We start from the raw sequence: 15,795 nt of genomic DNA on the forward strand, positions 1-15,795 counted from the left end.
CTCGCGCAAAAAACCAGACAACAACGTCCGACCCTCAACCTCACCGCTCACAGCTACGCCGTTCACAGTCATCGAAATCTTCATCAGATTTTCCTCCCTGTAATACTCAGCTCAACCACCGATCAGGCGCTTGAGCCATCCTTTCTTCTCTTCGGTTTGCGCGTCAGCTTGAGCAGGCTCAGGCGTGGCCGCGGGTTGCGGCGCAGCGTCTGCTGTTTCGAGCTGAGGCTCTTCTTCAACGACATTCTGGAAGTTCTCAAAGAACTGGTCGGCCATTTTCTTGGCCACGCCGTCAATGACCCGCCCACCTAACTGGGCAAGCTTTCCACCCACGCGCGCATCGACATTGTAGGACAGCAACGTGCCTTCCGGAACGTCAGACAGAGTGACATCTGCGGCACCCTTGGCAAAACCGGCGGCCCCCCCTTTGCCTTCACCCGACAACTTGACGCTTTCCTGATTGACCATGTCAGACAGGGTCACTTCACCCTTGAAAGTCGCCTTTACCGGGCCGACTTTCTGTACCACCGTAGCAGCAAAGCCGTCCTCTGCCGTTCCTGACATTTCTTTGCAGCCGGGGACACATTCTTTCAGAACATCGGCTGATAACAAAGATTCCCAGACCTTGGAACGTGGCGCCGCGATGACGCGACTGTCATGAAGTTCCATGTCATTCCCTCCAGTATTTTTCGTTAAGTTAAGCGGTGATCCACCTGGTGCCTATAAGACCTTGGGTGTAGTCACCGAAGTTTCGGTGGCGAATGAGTCAGGCCGTGCGTCTCAAAAATCTGCTCGATCCGGCCATCCTGAAGCGCCGCATAAATCGCGTCATCCACTGCGTAGCTGAGACCGCGATAAGCGAAGTGAACTGCTACGCCGCTGGTCCAGGTGCTGACCGCAAAGCCGGGCAGGGGCGGGGTGTGAACATCCAATTCGGGTGTCAAACCAGCCTCAAGCTGGGCGCGTGGTCCCATGGACGCCATGGTTTCGCCTGCTGCCAATGCCTCCATCGCAAGCCCTGCTGTTGGAAAACGGCGCACATTTTGCGCAAGCTGACCGCCCGGAAAGGCCGACAGATAGAAATCGGCAATCGAGTCATTTTCGACCGCGACCGTGTCAAAACGGAAATAGGCAGGGACCGGCGGGTCATCAGGATACGCATCCTTACGATAGGCGATGGCTATTTCTTCGTCGTGATACTGACCGGTGAACACAACCTGTTCCACGCGACAGGCAAATTCGCTGTCGTAAGGAATGTGCAGCATCACATTGGCCACGCGCCCGTTGATCAGGGGGCCTTTCCAGATCCAGTTGCGTAGATCGGCCTCAAGGTTTTCCCCGGCGGCGACCAGATTGAACCTGGCCTCGACGCCCAAGTCATCTGCAATCAGTTTGCCGATATCAATATCGACGCCCTGTATCTGGCCGTCTTTCTCAAAGGACCAAGGTGCAAAGTCTTCGTAAGCTGCGAACTCGATATATCCGCGCTCGACAATCGTATCGAGATCGGCCCCGACAATATCCCGGCTTGCATTCTGAGGTTTAGGTTGGGGCACATGATCCTCACACCTGGCCGATACCGTTCCGGCGGAAAGGGTTGCGGCCAACAGGGAGAAAACGAAAAGGTGTTTGATCATGTGCCCACTTTGCTGCGCTATTGCGCGGCAGACAATCCGATAGTCAATTGTTCGGCAGCTTCGGCAAAATCCGGGTTCTCGCCCGAGATCAGAACCGCAGCCCGCAAAGCGACGCTGTCAGCGACCGGAGCACCCGAACCCGTTTCGATCGTTTCAGCGATCTCATGGAGTTCGGACTTCAACGCCTCTGCGTCGCCTTCTCCGCCACCTGCCATATTGGTGAGAGTGTCGCGGATTTCCTTCAGGCGCCCGGCGTGATCTTCCAGCGCGCCGTCGTCGGGGCGCGTTTCAATATAAGTCCGTATGGCCCAGGCTGCTTTCTGCCCCAGCAGTTCGCCGAACGCGGGCATCTTTGTGATCCCGTTTTGGGTGTAACCGTCGCGGAAGCGTTCGACGTACCATTCGTCACCGTATTCTTCGGCCTCCAGATAGCGCAGATCAGGCGCCAAACCGCCGGAAACCACTCCAAGACCGTGACAGCGCGCACAGTTCTGATTGTATCCGGAATCACCGATTTCGATCGCCGCTTGCCACACCTCTTCTCCCTTGTCGCGGTAAGGGTTTTCGATCAGCCATTCGTCGCCCACCTCGGGCAGGGCGTCGGTGTTGACGGGTTGCGGGGCGACATCGCCATGAGCCAGTGCCATGCCTCCAGCGGCGACGGCGCCCAGAACAGCACTTAAAAAAACTAGACGCATCCTATCCTCCTTTACGATGCTTTTCCCGGTCATAGCGCAGGGGGAATCAGCGGGAAATTCGACCTTGGTTGCAGATCGGGCCAATGCTGCGACTAAGGTCCAATGGTGCCAAACCAAATCGGTGTTTTTATTTGAACTGCCTGGGAGGAGGCATGGGAATGAAGACTTGTCTGAGTGTTGTTGCGGCATTGATAACGTTGCCAGGTGTGGTTTTGGCCGAGGTTGCAATCTCGGTTACTTACCTGCAGCTTCAAGTTCCGCGCCCGCCGGTTTTGTCGAACCTCGACCCGCTGCCTGACGATCTGGGTATGGCCGGTGCTGAACTGGGCTTGGCGGACAATCTGACAACGGCGAAGTTTCTCGGCCATAAGTATAAACTTACAGTCGTGGCCGTGCCTGAAGGCGAGGACTGGCTGAGTGCCGCACGGACTGCACTAAATGAAACACCATTTGTGATTCTGGATGCGCCTGCGCAGGCGCAAATGGACGTCGCGGATTTGCCCGAAGCGTCATCGGCCATATTGTTCAACGCCTCTGCACCGGATTTGTTGATCCGAGAGGAGGAGTGCCGCGCAAATCTATTGCACACGCTGCCTTCTGATGTGATGCGAACCGATGCCCTGGCGCAATTTCTGGTAAAGCGTCGATGGGACGATCTGGCTTTGATTGCAGGTGAACATCCTGGTGATTTGGATTTTGCGGCGGCTTTAAAGCGATCGTTGCAGAAGTTCCGCCTTGAGCTGAAGGCGGAAAAAACGTGGACTTTTGATGCCGACCTTCGGCGTAATGCGTCGCAAGAAGTGCCTCTATTTACGCAGGATTTTGGTGATTATGACGTATTGCTGGTTGCCGATGAACTGGGCGATTTTGGCCGTTATATTCCGTTCAACACGTGGGAGCCCAGACCGGTAGCGGGTTCCGAAGGGCTGAAGCCAGTGACATGGTCACGCGTGGTCGAGCAATGGGGCGCGGTCCAGATGCAGAACAGATTCGTTGATCAATCGGGACGGGCAATGATGCCCAAGGACTATGCCGCATGGGCAGCGTTCCGGTCCCTGGGTGAGGCGATAACGCGCACCAACTCGGCTGACCCTGCTGTTTTGCGGTCATATCTGCTGTCGGATGACTTTGAACTTGCGGGGTTCAAGGGGCGCCCGATGAACTTTCGCGCATGGAACGGTCAGCTGCGCCAACCCATCCCTCTGGTGACGGATCGCGCCGTGGTTGCAATGGCGCCGCTTGAGGGGTTCCTTCATCAGCGCACCGAACTAGACACGCTGGGAATCGATCAAGGCGAAAGCCAGTGCCAGGCGTTTAAGGAGTAATTTCTATGAGACTGACTGCAATTGCTGCCGCACTAACCATCTGCACCCCTGTTGCGGCGGATGAGATTTGGATCAGCAACGAGAAGGACGACACGCTCAGTGTTATTGATATCGACACGCTTGAGGTAATTCGCACCATCGAAACCGGAGAGCGTCCGCGGGGGATTACGTTCTCCAAGGATTTTTCGGTTTTGTACATCTGCGCCTCTGACAGTGACGCAGTACAGGTCATGGATCCGGAAACCGGTGAAATATTGCATGACCTGCCCTCGGGTGAGGACCCGGAACAGTTTGTACTGCATCCGAACGACCGTCATCTTTACATCGCAAACGAAGATGACGCGATTACAACGGTTGTCGATACGGAATCCCGTGAGGTCATTGCACAGATTGATGTAGGGATTGAGCCCGAAGGAATGGCGGTGTCACCGGACGGGAAGATCGCAATTACCACCTCGGAAACGACCAATATGGCCCATTGGATCGACACCGAAACGCAGGAGCTTTTCGCCAATACATTGGTTGATTCACGCCCTCGCCACGCGGAATTCGTCAAGGACGGAACCGAGCTGTGGGTGAGTTCAGAAATTGGCGGCACCATCACTGTGTTTGACGTCGAAACCCAGACCGAAAAAGCCAAGATCGAATTCGAAGTTGAAGGTGTCCATCCGGACCGCGTTCAGCCCGTGGGGTTTGAATTGTCCGAAGGTGATGAAACGGCTTTTGTCGCGCTGGGGCCGTCAAACCATGTCGCGGCAGTGAATGCCGAAACTTATGAAGTCGAGGATTACATCCTTGTCGGCCGCCGTGTCTGGCACATGGACTTCAATGCCGACAAGTCGTTGCTGTTCACGACGAATGGTGTGTCAGGGGATGTAACCGTGATCGATGTCGCCAAGCGCGAGCCTGTCAAAACGATCAAGGTTGGTCGGTTCCCCTGGGGCGCTGCTTTCCGCCCAACCAACTGAACAATTGTAGGAGAACTTGAAATGAAGCGACTGGTACATGTGGCAGCCCTGCTTGCTTTGGCGTTGCCGACAACAGCCTTGGCCGACGACGATGATGACGATAACGGCTTTGGTCTTGCCGGTTTGCTTTCGGCAAAGAACAAGGAAGACCTGCCACCAATTATCTTGTCGGCAGGGGAACCTTTGGCAGACGCCCCTTGGGAGCTGAAATCAGGCACCTATTACGAGTTTGAAATTCAAGGCGACGGCAGTCAGGAACTGGCAATTGTCGGGCCCGAGTTCTTTCGGGCAATCTGGGTCGACGAAATCGTGGTCGAGGGGCTTGAGATCCGACCGCTGGGTGTTGATTCAATCGAGTTTGACGAAGCCGGAGAGATGGAAATAGGTTTTGTCGCTATCAAACCTGGCAGCTACTATCTGAAAGTGCCGGGCAGTACCGGCGAAACACAGAGGCTGGAGATTACCATTAAGTGATGGGGCTTTCAGTCCGAAATGTCAGCTACGCCTATGGCGAAAAACGCGCTTTGGATGATGTGAGCTTTCACGTTTCCCCAGGCGCGTTTTGCGCGTTGCTGGGGCCAAACGGCGCGGGAAAATCAACGTTGTTTTCCCTTTTGACGCGTTTGATGACTACAACTGGCGGGATGATCGAGATTGCGGGTTTCGACATTTCGAAACACCCGCGTCAAGCTTTGGCTCAGATTGGTGTAGTCTTTCAGCAGCCCACTCTGGATTTGGATCTGACCGTCCGCCGAAACCTCAGCTATTTCGCGGCTCTTCACGGGTTATCAGGCAGAGAAGCCGAAAGCCGGATCGAAGCCGCGCTCGAGCGTCTGGACATGGCAGAACGCATTGCGGAACGTGCGCGTGATCTTAACGGGGGGCATCGCCGAAGGCTGGAAATAGCCCGGTGCTTGATCCATTCGCCATCCGTTTTGTTGCTGGATGAGCCAACCGTCGGGTTGGATGCTGCCGCCCGAACCGCGATTACAAAACACGTTCATGACCTGTCCGCGCAGGAAGGCATGACCGTATTGTGGGCCACGCATCTGACGGACGAGATTTCCCTGGATGATCAGGTCGCCATCCTTCACAAAGGACGCCTTTTGCAACAGGGCTCAAGCCACGAAATTACGAATGGCGCGCCTTTGAAGGACGTTTTCTTGTCGATGACCGGGGCCGAGGCATGAGGGCTGGCCTGATCGCACTTTGGGCAATCCTGTTGCGCGAGGCCTTGCGTTTTGTTCGACAGCGCAGCCGGTTCATCGCAGCATTGATACGCCCTTTGGTCTGGCTAATTGTTTTTGCCGCCGGGTTTCGCGCGGCTTTGGGGCTTTCGATCACGCCGCCATATCAGACCTACATCACCTACGAGATTTATATCGTGCCGGGTCTGTGCGGGATGATCCTGCTGTTCAATGGGATGCAAAGCTCTCTGAGTCTTGTTTACGACCGGGAAATGGGCTCGATGCGTTTGCTTTTGACCAGCCCGTTGCCGCGATGGTGGTTGTTGTTCTGCCGGTTGCTTGCCAGCACGACGATTTCGATTTTGCAGGTCTATACTTTTCTGGCGGTGGCCGCGATCTATGGCATCGACATGCCGTGGCATGGGTACATCTATGCCTTTCCGGCTTTGATTGTCGGAGGGCTGATGCTGGGTGCCCTTGGGCTGGCCTTGTCTTCGGCTATCCGGCAGCTTGAGAATTTTGCGGGGGTGATGAACTTTGTCATCTTTCCGATGTTCTTCCTGTCTTCCGCTCTCTATCCGCTATGGAAAATGGCTGAAAGTTCCGCATTGCTTAGGGATATCTGTGCCCTCAACCCTTTCACCCATGCCGTTGAACTGATCAGATTTGCACTTTACGGACAGTTCAATGCCGCTGCATTGGCCTGGACTGTACTTGCCGGGATTGTGTTTCTGGGTCTGGCGCTGTGGGGCTATGATCCATCTCGCGGAATGAAGCGCAAGGCTGGCTGACGTCTTATACGACCACAACACAAGTGAAATGACCTTTGGGATGCGGTACAGTGTCAGGCAAACGGAGGTTTCTGTCATGATCCGAACCGCTTTAGTTTTCATAGTCCTGACTGCCGCCACGGCTTCGGCTCAGACGGTCGAAGATGAGTATGGAACACTCAATCCTCAAGACACAGGGTGGGGCAGGGTAATGAGCAACATAGAAAGAGGCGTAACAGATATGACGACCTGCGCCTCGGGCTATTACATGACAAAATCAGGACGCCACGACATGGCAAGGGCACTTTTCAGAAAATGTGCAGAGGCTGGGTACACCGGGGCGATGACGTGGATGGGGCAACTGGACAATAATGGGCTGGGTGGTCCTTACGACCCGGACGCCGCGGCAGCTTGGGACAAACGAGCCGCTGACTTGGGCGATCCCGTTGGCAAGTTCAACTACGGGCTGAATCTGTTGCGGGGTCACGGTGTCGCAAAAAACCTCGAATTGGGCCGCGCTTACGTGGATGAGGCTGCGGAAGACGGTTTGAAAATAGCGAAGCGCCTTCAGAATTCGGGCTATGATCCGAACGAAGTTACCCCCGACGCAGACGAGTGGAAATACGCACCGCTATTCTAAGTATGGTTTTGTTTAATATATTGAAATTTATAAAAAAACACAGAAATGTAACCCCGGAGAGGCCTGCTTCAAGCTTTTCCAGATAGACATTTGCCCCATGAGAAAAGTTTTGAGCCTGTTGAAATCCACAAAACGCGCCCTACGACCATTGTGCAATTTCACCAAAGCGCCTGCCCGAGAATAATACCTTCGCCAGCAATCCCGATTTGTCGGAGATTCGGCGCTGAGGAAAGACACAAGTCTAGGGAGGACACCGATGAGCCGGTTTATCATTGCGGCGGTTGCCAGCGTTATTGTTTCGAGCGCGGCCTATGCAGAAGTTACCGAAGACGATCTGGCCAATGATCAAACGATCACCACTCAGGTTGTAACCAACGGCATGGGCCGTCATTTGCAGCGCTACAGCCCGCTGGACACCTTGAACAAGGATAACGTTAAGAACCTGCTTCCGGCCTGGGCGTTCAGTCTCGGCGGCGAAAAGCAGCGCGGCCAAGAGACACAGCCGCTGATCTATGACGGGATGATGTATATCACCGGGTCATATTCGCGCCTTTATGCGATTGATCTGGAGACCGGCAAAGAGGTCTGGCAATACGATGCCCGTCTGCCCGAGGGTATTTTGCCCTGTTGTGACGTGGTGAATCGTGGCGCTGCTATCTACGGCGACAAGGTCATCTTCGGTACGCTGGATGCGCGGATCGTGGCGCTGAACAAAGACACGGGTGATGTGGTCTGGCGCGACAAGATCGCAGACTACAAAGCGGGCTATTCCTATACGGCGGCTCCGCTGATCGTGGACGGGCTGGTCATCACCGGCAACTCGGGTGGTGAGTTCGGCATCGTTGGCGCGGTTCAGGCGCGGGACGTCAATACCGGCGATCTGGTTTGGGAACGTCCAGTGATTGAAGGTCACATGGGCACGCTGAACGGCGAAGAAAGCACCATGACCGGTGAGCTGAACGCGACATGGCCCGGTGACATGTGGAAAACCGGCGGCGGCGCGACGTGGCTGGGCGGCTCTTACGACGCTGACACCGATACGCTGGTCTTTGGCGCAGGTAACCCCGCCCCGTGGAATAGCTGGCTGCGCGATGCGGGCACCCCGACCGAAGGCAACAAGGGTGATAACCTCTATGCTGCCAGCCGCATCGGGATCGATCCGAAAACCGGCGACATCAAATGGCACTTCCAAACCACCCCGCGCGAAGGCTGGGACTATGACGGTGTGAACGAAGTGGTCGCCTATACCGACCGCGAGGGGAACAAGCGCTATGCCACCGCTGACCGGAACGGGTATTTCTATGTCCTGAACCGTGAAGACGGCGCTTTTGTTTCGGCCACGCCATTCGTCAAGGACATCACCTGGTCATCGGGCGTGGATGAAACCGGTCGTCCGATCTTTGTCGAAGAAAACCGACCCGGTGATCCGGCTTCGGCTGCGGACGGCAAGAAGGGTGAGGTGATCTTTGCCTCGCCGTCCTTCCTGGGCGGCAAGAACTGGATGCCGATGGCGTTCTCGCAGAATACCGGTAATTTCTATGTGCCTTCGAACGAATGGGGCATGGATATCTGGAACGAGCCGATCACCTACAAGAAAGGCGCGGCCTATCTGGGTGCGGGCTTTACCATCAAGCCGAACTATGAGGATCACATCGGCTCGCTCAAGGCGATCGACCCCGATACCGGCGAATGGAAGTGGGAATACAAGAACGACGCTCCACTGTGGTCTGGTGTAATGACCACGGCTGGCGGGTTGGTGTTCTTCGGCACCCCCGAAGGTGAGTTCATTGCGCTGGATGACGAAACCGGCGAGAAGCTGTGGTCGTTCCAGACCGGGTCGGGCATCGTTGGCCAACCTGTGACATGGGAACAGGACGGCGAGCAGTATGTCTCAATCATTTCCGGTTGGGGCGGCGCGGTTCCACTGTGGGGCGGGGAAGTGGCAAAGAAGGTCAACTATCTGAACCAGGGCGGTACCTTGTGGACCTTCAAACTGCCTAAAGAACTGGCGTCGGCGAACTGATCCGAAACCAGATGTATTCTGAACGCGCGCCTGATCCAGGCGCGCGTTTTTTTTATTACGACCTTCCGCCAGTAGGCGACCTTCCTTTCAGTTGCTAGGATTTGCTAAATTGGGTCAACTTTTTGCAAAGGCCATTTCCTATGCTTGCAAATACCGCTGGACAGAGTGATTTCGAAATCGTTTTGATCATCGACGATCACCCTTTGTTTTGCGATGCACTCTCGATGACATTGCAAAGCGTCGCACATATCGGTGAAGTGCATACAGCCGATAGGCTTGAACAAGCTTTGGAGCTTGTCAAAGGTGGTTTGAAGCCGGACGCGGTATTGCTGGATTTGAACTTGCCGGATGTTGACGGGTTAGACGGCTTAATTCGCCTAAAGGCGGTGGCGAATGCCCCTGTAATCGTCGTTTCGTCAATGACAGACAACAGGGTGATCAGCCAAGTGATTCACGCCGGTGCGTCGGGTTACGTTCCGAAACACAGCCAGCGGGATGTCTTCCGCACCGCGTTCGAAACCGTGCACGCAGGTAATGTGTTTCTGCCCGAGGGATGTGTGCTGATCAATCCGGACGACGAGAATGAACAAAGCGACGCCGTTGGTCGTCTAGCTACGTTAACCAATCAGCAATCGCGTATCCTCCAACTGATCTGTGAGGGTAAGTTGAACAAGCAGATTGCCTATGACCTTTCCATAGCTGAAACGACCGTCAAGGCGCATGTTACTGCAATCATGCGGAAATTGGGTGTTCAAAGCCGAACCCAGGCGGTTCTGATTGCCAAGAAAGCGTCCTTTGCCAGCGTCTTGCAAGAGCAGGGGTAACTTAATATCTTCAAATCTCGTCGTGCTTTAGGGAGGAGGCCCGATGGATCAAGCAGTCGGGTGGGCCGAGACCCATACCCGTGAGCCAGGCATCGTGAAGACGGCATTTGCGCACTATGATGCGGATGACGCGATTAATCAGCTTGCGTCCGCGCTCGGGGGAACCGAGCACGCGCTTGTTGTTCTGTTTGTGACTTCAAAAGCAGATGCAGCGTCCGTAATTGCCGAAGCTGCTTCGGCCTTTGCGCCTGCGCCTGTGATCGGTTGCACAACCGCGGGCGAGTTGGCCGGGCAGGGCTATACGGAAGAACAGATTGTTGCGATTGGCTTGCCTGCCTCTCATTTCGCGGTTCGAACGATCTTGGTGCCTGATCTCAACGATTTTTCCGCTCAGGACATCATTCATGAGATGATCCGAAACAGAAATGAGATGACGGAAGCAGACCCCGAGTGGCATCACGAGTTCACATTTCTGCTGATCGACGGATTATCGACCAAGGAAGATGCCCTGACCTCCGAGTTGGCTGTGGGTTTGGGGCCGGTGCCGTTGTTTGGCGGGTCGGCCGGGGATGGGACGCAATTTGGTAATACATTTGTTCTGCAGGACGGCCTTGCGCATGAAAACGCGGCTGTTCTGACCCAGGTGCGGACAAGCTGTCCGATCAAGGTATTCAAGACGGATCACCTTGTGCCCACGTCACAGCGCATGGTGGTCACCGATGCGGACCCCGCCAATAGGATCGTTCGTGAAATCAACGCGGAACCGGCTGCTCGCGAATATGCAAGAATATTGGGAAAAGACCCCGAGCAGTTGAATACCTTTACGTTCGCCGCACATCCCGTTGTTGTTCAGATTGGCGGTCAACATCACGTGCGCGCCATTCAGCGCGTTGATGAAAACGGTGATCTCGTGTTCTTTTCAGCGATCGATGAGGGGCTTGTTCTGACGATGGCCGAGCCTATGAATATGGCGACCCATCTCGAGCAGGAGCTTGCGGCCTTGACGCAAGAAGAACAGCCCGATGCGATACTTGGGTGCGACTGCCTTCTGCGCAGGCTTGAGGCGCAGGAAAAACAGATGACGGGCAATTTGTCCAAAATTCTGTCTGACAATCGTGTGGTCGGATTTTCCACCTATGGCGAACAATTCAATTCGATTCACGTAAACCAGACTCTGACCGGAGTGGCTATTTACCCTCCGGAAGATGCGCAGCATGATTGAAACCCTGATTAATCCTCAGGATCCCCTGGATCTTCAGAACGAAAAGCTTCTTAAGATAGCAGCCGCCTTGATGCGGCGGGTCGAGGAATCGACCGATGCAAGCGGTGCCGCCTATGCACAGTTTCAGCGCGCTGCAACGCTTGAACAGGAAGTTCGGGCGCGTACTTTGGACTTGGAGCGCGCTCTGGAATTGTTGAACGATTCCAATGCGCGGCTTGCGCAGGCTAACCAGGAAACCGAAGCCGCACGGGCCGATCTGGCCAATGCAATCGAAACTGTTCAGGAAGGGTTCGCGCTGTTCAACCTGGACGAGGAACTTGTTCTGTGTAACAGCCGTTTCGGCATGCATATGCCCGATATTCAGGGTCAATTGGTGCCAGGCCTGCATTTCACGCAATATGTCGAACTGGCGAGCCAGTCCAAATTTCTGTCATTGCCCGAAGCGGTTTCCCCACAAGATTGGGCGCAACGGCGCATGACGCGCCACGCCGATGACCACGTCGTCTTTAATGTGCGCCTGAACGGCAACCGTTGGACGCAGATTTCCGAACATCGAACACCGGACGGTGGAACCGTGATCTTGCAGACCGACGTCACGGATATCATGCGGATCGAGCGGCAGGAGAGGGACCGGATACTGGACGACAAGGCCAGTCTGATCCGAGCAACGCTGGAACATATTGATCAGGGTGTCTGTATATTTGACAGCAAGTTGCGCCTGATCGGGTGGAACAACCGTGCCAGTGAATTGCTGGCCATACCCAACGCCCAGTTCCAGATGGGTGCGCAGTTCAAAACCCTGTTTGACCGATTGAGTGCGACGATCAGATTTGCAGACGGAGTTAGCGCTGCCGATCTTATGGCTTGGGTAAACCGCGAGACTGAACGGCCACCCCTGAGATTCCAGATGCATTCGGGGCGTTTCAAGATCCTGTCCGTATTTGCGCAGGAAATGCCGGATCGTGGGTTCGTTATTTCGTTCACGGATGTCACGGCGGAACACAGGTCAGCCCAAGCTTTATACGAAGCGAAGGAATTGCTTGAGCAAAGGGTCGCATCGCGAACCGAGGAACTTGCTGATGCCCTGAACGAAGCAGAGCGGGCGAATTCCTCAAAATCGCGGTTTGTCGCGGCGGCAAGCCATGACTTGTTGCAACCTTTGTCGGCAGCGAAGCTGTACGTCGCCACCCTTGGCAGCGGGTTGAGCGAAGATGACGCCCAGAACGTCGCCGCCAAAGCCGAAAGCGCGTTAAGCAGTGTGGAACATATTCTTGAGGCATTGCTTGATATCTCAAAGCTGGATTCCGGACGCGCCACGGTTCATTTGTCTACGCTTTCGGTCAACGACATTTTCTCACAGCTTGAAGACTCATTCAGACCTGTCGCTCAGGCCAAGGGGTTGGAGTTGCGCTTTGTGCATACCGATGCCCTTGTGCGAAGTGACGCCAGCTATCTTCGACGCATTCTTCAGAACCTTCTGTCAAATGCTATCCGGTACACTGAGAAGGGAAGGGTTTTAGTTGGTGCGCGCCGTCGCAAAACATCAATTGCGATCGAGGTTTGGGACACGGGCATTGGTATTCCTACCGAACAACGCGACATTGTCTTTCAGGAGTTTCAGAGACTGGACTCTGACGCGAGTGCCGCCGAAGGGATGGGGTTGGGCCTGGCCATTGTCGAAAGAGCCTGCGGATTGCTTAAACATCCGATCAAGTTGTCCTCGCAGGTCGGACAAGGCACCATGTTTTCGGTAGAGGTTCCGCTTGCTACGTCAGATAGCACCGCGCCGGATGCCTCGATCAATAAGCAGGCAACGGACACCAATACCCTGGCCAGCACCGTTACATTGCTGATCGAGAACGATGAAAATTTGCGCGGTGCCCTGACGATGACAATGGAGTCCTGGGGCGTCCAGGTTCTGGAATGTGCAAGCGAACAACAGGCTACCAACCTTCTGCGAGAGATCGGCATTTTACCGGACATCATCGTGGCGGATTATCAGTTGGATCACGAATTGAAGGGAACTGACGCCGTTCGCGCTTTGGTTAATGAGTTCGGAGATTTGCCTGCGTGTATTATCTCTGCCAACCGGTCAGCGGAATTGACGCACGTGTGCAATGCAGAAGGGTATTCTTTGCTCCATAAGCCGATTGACGCGCTAAGCCTGAAGTCCGTTCTTGAAAGTGCGCGCGATACTTGAACCGCGGCTCCTTACATCGTGAGGATAGGGAAGTCGGTTCATATTATCGGGCATAATATGGGTTATGATCCGCGTATTATGACAACTACATATTGCGTGTATGTAAACGGTTTCACAATACAAATTGATTTGCAAGAGCGTTTTCTTGCTTTTTTCGGCCATAACGTATTTTTTATTTGACAGATGCGACATTTCACCAAGGGTTGTGTGTTTTTTGCATCATTTTTCGGCCAAAAACTGATTCTTCGCATCATGCAAAGTGAGACATTATGCGCGCAGACGCGCGCGTTATTTCGATTCCTGTCAAGAGGGACCGAGTCCTCGGCTTCGCCTGCGGGCCGCACCACTCCCTCTTGACATCCATCGACCCCTGCGCGGGGAGCGCGTTCGCCACGTGGCAGACCGGATAAGCGCAAGCCGCTTATCCAGTCAGCTACGAAAGGGTTAATAAATGGATTCCATTATAGCTTACGACATTTACGCCACCCCAAAGGGAAAGCCGAAGCAATGGCGAAAGGTCGATACAGCATATTCAGAAGATACCGCGAAGGATATAGCATGGCGGTTTTTAATGAGGGAAAAATCCGTAAGAATCGTTAAACGGATCGAAACTGTCGACCGTTATCTGTAATGAATTACGTCGACATTATTGCCGAACTTCACGCATTTTCTATGAAACTTCATGACGAGCGAACGGAATGGTTAAGGATTGGGAATATCGAGAAGGCAGAGGAAACAGAGCGCCTTTTAGACGCCCTGTTTATTATGCGGAAATGTTTCCGCCCCTCTGATTACCGCCGACTCTCACCAAGTGAGCGCAAGGGACTTTTCAACTAGCAATCCCTTTTCCAAGGCACAAAGGGGCGGGAGCCACCCGCCCCTTTTCTGGCCTCTTTTGAATTTGGACGACATTTTACGCCATTATCTTGTGTGCGCGTTTCGGGTTCCGTCAACGAATTCGAAAGCACGGCTTTTTCATGCACAGAAGGCGCTTTGCTGTTCTGGTTCGTCTTTTTGGAGGCAGAAGGGATTGATGGCGCGCTTAGCGCGATACCATTGTTTAAAGGTTTGGTGTTCTGGACTTGTTGTGTCCGTGACGTATTGCGCGGTTTGATCCTGCCACCAACGCCAATAGGCGAAACGCTCTTTTCGCGTTTGGTGGTGCCAACAGTGGCGGCAGATGAGCGCGCCACCGCAGCGTTCGCGGATGCGCGGCGCGTGTTTTTCTCCAAGGCGGTTTTGCCATTCCCACTTGTCGAATAGGTCTTTTTCTTCTTCGATCTGGCCATACTGAAGTCCTTCCCAATCTTTCTCACTGTCACAAACGGACGCAAGAAGCGCGTCCCATTGAGGGCAATCACGCCTGTATTTTTCGTTGCGCTTTTGGTTGATGATATGAAGGCGTTGCAGAAGATATTCCCGCTGTTTTGCCTTTGGCCACCAATAGCCTGAATATTCTGGCACCTTGAGTTGAAGCGTTACGGGGACTACCTCTTTCGCTTCCCACTCATCACAGCGTTTTTCCAACCACCTAAACCCGATGGGCGGCACCTTGCTCATTCTAAAATAACTCGCTCCGTGATTTTCCGCCTTTGCCTCACGCATTGTGCCTGCCGATTTGACGATGTTGAATTGATCCTTCAACGCGTATTTGAGAACATAGGCAAGAGTGCCTTGCGTTGGTTCGTCTGTGGTCACATGGCCATGCGGCCAGAACGACCAATGATCACGATAATAGACATTGGTGCCGGGAATTTTGCCCGGACGGTTTGCAGGTATGGACCGAAACTTTTCGTCCCGCCACTGCCCGAGATGCTTAAAGGGTCGATCGCCCCAAATAATCATATGCCAATGGACACGGCCTTTCTGCGATCCGCGCTCACCTGCAATGACATACCTAAGTTCATTGCGCGTGTGGTATTCATCGTAATACCGTTCACGAAGGTGTTTTAGGAAACGCTGGACATCGGAATACCGAAAGGCTTTTGCGGCATCGGGAAGTGTTTCGTCGGGATTGTTTCGATACGTGAGATTGATCACTAGCGTTTGCTGGCTTGTGGCCATTTCGGCCATGCCGCGCGCGATCCAATCATTCTTGCGCGCCGTGATACAATCATTGCAAACGCGACAGGCGAACGTCAGTTGATTGCCGTTGTCGTCGTTTGCGGTTTGTGGGTTGGAACACATTTTTTTGTCCGTTGTGTCAGTAAGTGCATACAGGATCAAGGGCGTATGGGGACAAGCTTGGAATGTCGTATGACATACTCCATTCCAGCTTGTTCTGCGCGCTCCAAAAGGACC

The 15,795-nt window shown here is 54.1% G+C and carries 14 protein-coding genes and 1 pseudogene; 10 read left to right on the forward strand and 5 right to left on the reverse strand.

All coding sequences use genetic code 11. The features are described 5' to 3' along the window. The 4 genes and pseudogenes from RUESEDTHA_RS20930 to pedF all read right to left on the reverse strand — a co-directional run. Positions 1-87 (reverse strand): annotated as a pseudogene (locus RUESEDTHA_RS20930) ((2Fe-2S)-binding protein); the annotation flags it as partial. Positions 88-111: 24 nt separating this feature from the next. Beyond that, complete coding sequence (locus RUESEDTHA_RS17700; RefSeq protein ID WP_171125740.1) at positions 112-669, reverse strand: CoxG family protein; 558 nt, start codon at positions 667-669, stop codon at positions 112-114. A 71-nt stretch (positions 670-740) separates the two neighbouring features. Then, positions 741-1,637 carry an ABC transporter substrate-binding protein gene (locus RUESEDTHA_RS17705; RefSeq protein WP_180888004.1) on the reverse strand — a complete coding sequence of 299 codons (897 nt, stop codon included), beginning with the start codon at positions 1,635-1,637 and terminating at the stop codon, positions 741-743. 17 nt (positions 1,638-1,654) lie between these two features. Further along, positions 1,655-2,335 (reverse strand): cytochrome c-550 PedF, encoded by a 681-nt coding sequence (pedF, locus tag RUESEDTHA_RS17710; RefSeq protein ID WP_180888005.1) that lies wholly within the window; start codon positions 2,333-2,335, stop codon positions 1,655-1,657. A gap of 158 nt (positions 2,336-2,493) precedes the next feature. Here pedF and RUESEDTHA_RS17715 point away from each other — a divergent pair, with 158 nt between their 5' ends. The 10 genes from RUESEDTHA_RS17715 to RUESEDTHA_RS17760 all read left to right on the forward strand — a co-directional run bounded on the left by RUESEDTHA_RS17715 (position 2,494) and on the right by RUESEDTHA_RS17760 (position 13,494). Continuing rightward, positions 2,494-3,660 (forward strand): ABC transporter substrate-binding protein, encoded by a 1,167-nt coding sequence (locus tag RUESEDTHA_RS17715; RefSeq protein WP_180888179.1) that lies wholly within the window; start codon positions 2,494-2,496, stop codon positions 3,658-3,660. A 5-nt stretch (positions 3,661-3,665) separates the two neighbouring features. Next, positions 3,666-4,628: a YVTN family beta-propeller repeat protein gene (locus RUESEDTHA_RS17720; RefSeq protein ID WP_180888006.1), complete on the forward strand. Its 963-nt coding sequence runs from the start codon at positions 3,666-3,668 to the stop codon at positions 4,626-4,628. Between the two features lie 21 nt (positions 4,629-4,649). Then, positions 4,650-5,102: a hypothetical protein gene (locus RUESEDTHA_RS17725; RefSeq protein ID WP_180888007.1), complete on the forward strand. Its 453-nt coding sequence runs from the start codon at positions 4,650-4,652 to the stop codon at positions 5,100-5,102. Next, a complete protein-coding gene (locus RUESEDTHA_RS17730; protein ID WP_180888008.1) occupies positions 5,099-5,818 on the forward strand; it encodes an ABC transporter ATP-binding protein in 720 nt (239 codons plus the stop codon). The genes RUESEDTHA_RS17725 and RUESEDTHA_RS17730 overlap by 4 nt, the downstream gene beginning before the upstream one ends. After that, positions 5,815-6,606, forward strand: coding sequence for an ABC transporter permease (locus RUESEDTHA_RS17735; RefSeq protein ID WP_180888009.1), 792 nt, complete (start codon positions 5,815-5,817; stop codon positions 6,604-6,606). The genes RUESEDTHA_RS17730 and RUESEDTHA_RS17735 overlap by 4 nt, the downstream gene beginning before the upstream one ends. A 190-nt stretch (positions 6,607-6,796) precedes the next feature. Then, on the forward strand, positions 6,797-7,225 hold the full coding sequence (locus tag RUESEDTHA_RS17740) for a sel1 repeat family protein (protein WP_370456814.1): 429 nt from the start codon (positions 6,797-6,799) through the stop codon (positions 7,223-7,225). A gap of 256 nt (positions 7,226-7,481) precedes the next feature. Continuing rightward, positions 7,482-9,248 carry a PQQ-dependent methanol/ethanol family dehydrogenase gene (locus RUESEDTHA_RS17745; RefSeq protein ID WP_180888011.1) on the forward strand — a complete coding sequence of 589 codons (1,767 nt, stop codon included), beginning with the start codon at positions 7,482-7,484 and terminating at the stop codon, positions 9,246-9,248. Between the two features lie 140 nt (positions 9,249-9,388). Next, a complete protein-coding gene (locus RUESEDTHA_RS17750) occupies positions 9,389-10,072 on the forward strand; it encodes a response regulator transcription factor (RefSeq protein ID WP_171125722.1) in 684 nt (227 codons plus the stop codon). Positions 10,073-10,115: 43 nt separating this feature from the next. Next, on the forward strand, positions 10,116-11,294 hold the full coding sequence (locus RUESEDTHA_RS17755; protein ID WP_180888012.1) for an FIST N-terminal domain-containing protein: 1,179 nt from the start codon (positions 10,116-10,118) through the stop codon (positions 11,292-11,294). Further along, positions 11,287-13,494, forward strand: coding sequence for a PAS-domain containing protein (locus tag RUESEDTHA_RS17760; RefSeq protein WP_180888013.1), 2,208 nt, complete (start codon positions 11,287-11,289; stop codon positions 13,492-13,494). Before RUESEDTHA_RS17755 ends, RUESEDTHA_RS17760 begins: the two co-directional genes overlap by 8 nt. Positions 13,495-14,469: 975 nt before the next feature. Here RUESEDTHA_RS17760 and RUESEDTHA_RS17765 read toward each other — a convergent pair. Further along, entirely contained in the window at positions 14,470-15,681 is a 1,212-nt protein-coding gene (locus RUESEDTHA_RS17765; protein ID WP_180888014.1) for a hypothetical protein, read from the reverse strand. Between the last annotated feature and the right edge of the window lie 114 nt (positions 15,682-15,795).

The sequence above is a fragment of the Ruegeria sp. THAF57 genome, assembly GCF_903914075.1.
GTDB lineage: Bacteria > Pseudomonadota > Alphaproteobacteria > Rhodobacterales > Rhodobacteraceae > Ruegeria.

Bases quoted from the DNA above. Each gene is read 5' to 3' on its own strand.
- RUESEDTHA_RS17740 (WP_370456814.1), top strand. From the start codon at position 6,797: ATGAGCAACATAGAAAGAGGCGTAACAGATATGACGACCTGCGCCTCG.
- RUESEDTHA_RS17700 (WP_171125740.1), bottom strand. From the start codon at position 669: ATGGAACTTCATGACAGTCGCGTCATCGCGGCGCCACGTTCCAAGGTC.
- RUESEDTHA_RS17745 (WP_180888011.1), top strand. From the start codon at position 7,482: ATGAGCCGGTTTATCATTGCGGCGGTTGCCAGCGTTATTGTTTCGAGC.
- RUESEDTHA_RS17735 (WP_180888009.1), top strand. From the start codon at position 5,815: ATGAGGGCTGGCCTGATCGCACTTTGGGCAATCCTGTTGCGCGAGGCC.
- RUESEDTHA_RS17750 (WP_171125722.1), top strand. From the start codon at position 9,389: ATGCTTGCAAATACCGCTGGACAGAGTGATTTCGAAATCGTTTTGATC.
- RUESEDTHA_RS17715 (WP_180888179.1), top strand. From the start codon at position 2,494: ATGAAGACTTGTCTGAGTGTTGTTGCGGCATTGATAACGTTGCCAGGT.
- RUESEDTHA_RS17755 (WP_180888012.1), top strand. From the start codon at position 10,116: ATGGATCAAGCAGTCGGGTGGGCCGAGACCCATACCCGTGAGCCAGGC.
- RUESEDTHA_RS17725 (WP_180888007.1), top strand. From the start codon at position 4,650: ATGAAGCGACTGGTACATGTGGCAGCCCTGCTTGCTTTGGCGTTGCCG.
- RUESEDTHA_RS17720 (WP_180888006.1), top strand. From the start codon at position 3,666: ATGAGACTGACTGCAATTGCTGCCGCACTAACCATCTGCACCCCTGTT.
- RUESEDTHA_RS17760 (WP_180888013.1), top strand. From the start codon at position 11,287: ATGATTGAAACCCTGATTAATCCTCAGGATCCCCTGGATCTTCAGAAC.
- RUESEDTHA_RS17705 (WP_180888004.1), bottom strand. From the start codon at position 1,637: ATGATCAAACACCTTTTCGTTTTCTCCCTGTTGGCCGCAACCCTTTCC.
- pedF (WP_180888005.1), bottom strand. From the start codon at position 2,335: ATGCGTCTAGTTTTTTTAAGTGCTGTTCTGGGCGCCGTCGCCGCTGGA.
- RUESEDTHA_RS17765 (WP_180888014.1), bottom strand. From the start codon at position 15,681: ATGTGTTCCAACCCACAAACCGCAAACGACGACAACGGCAATCAACTG.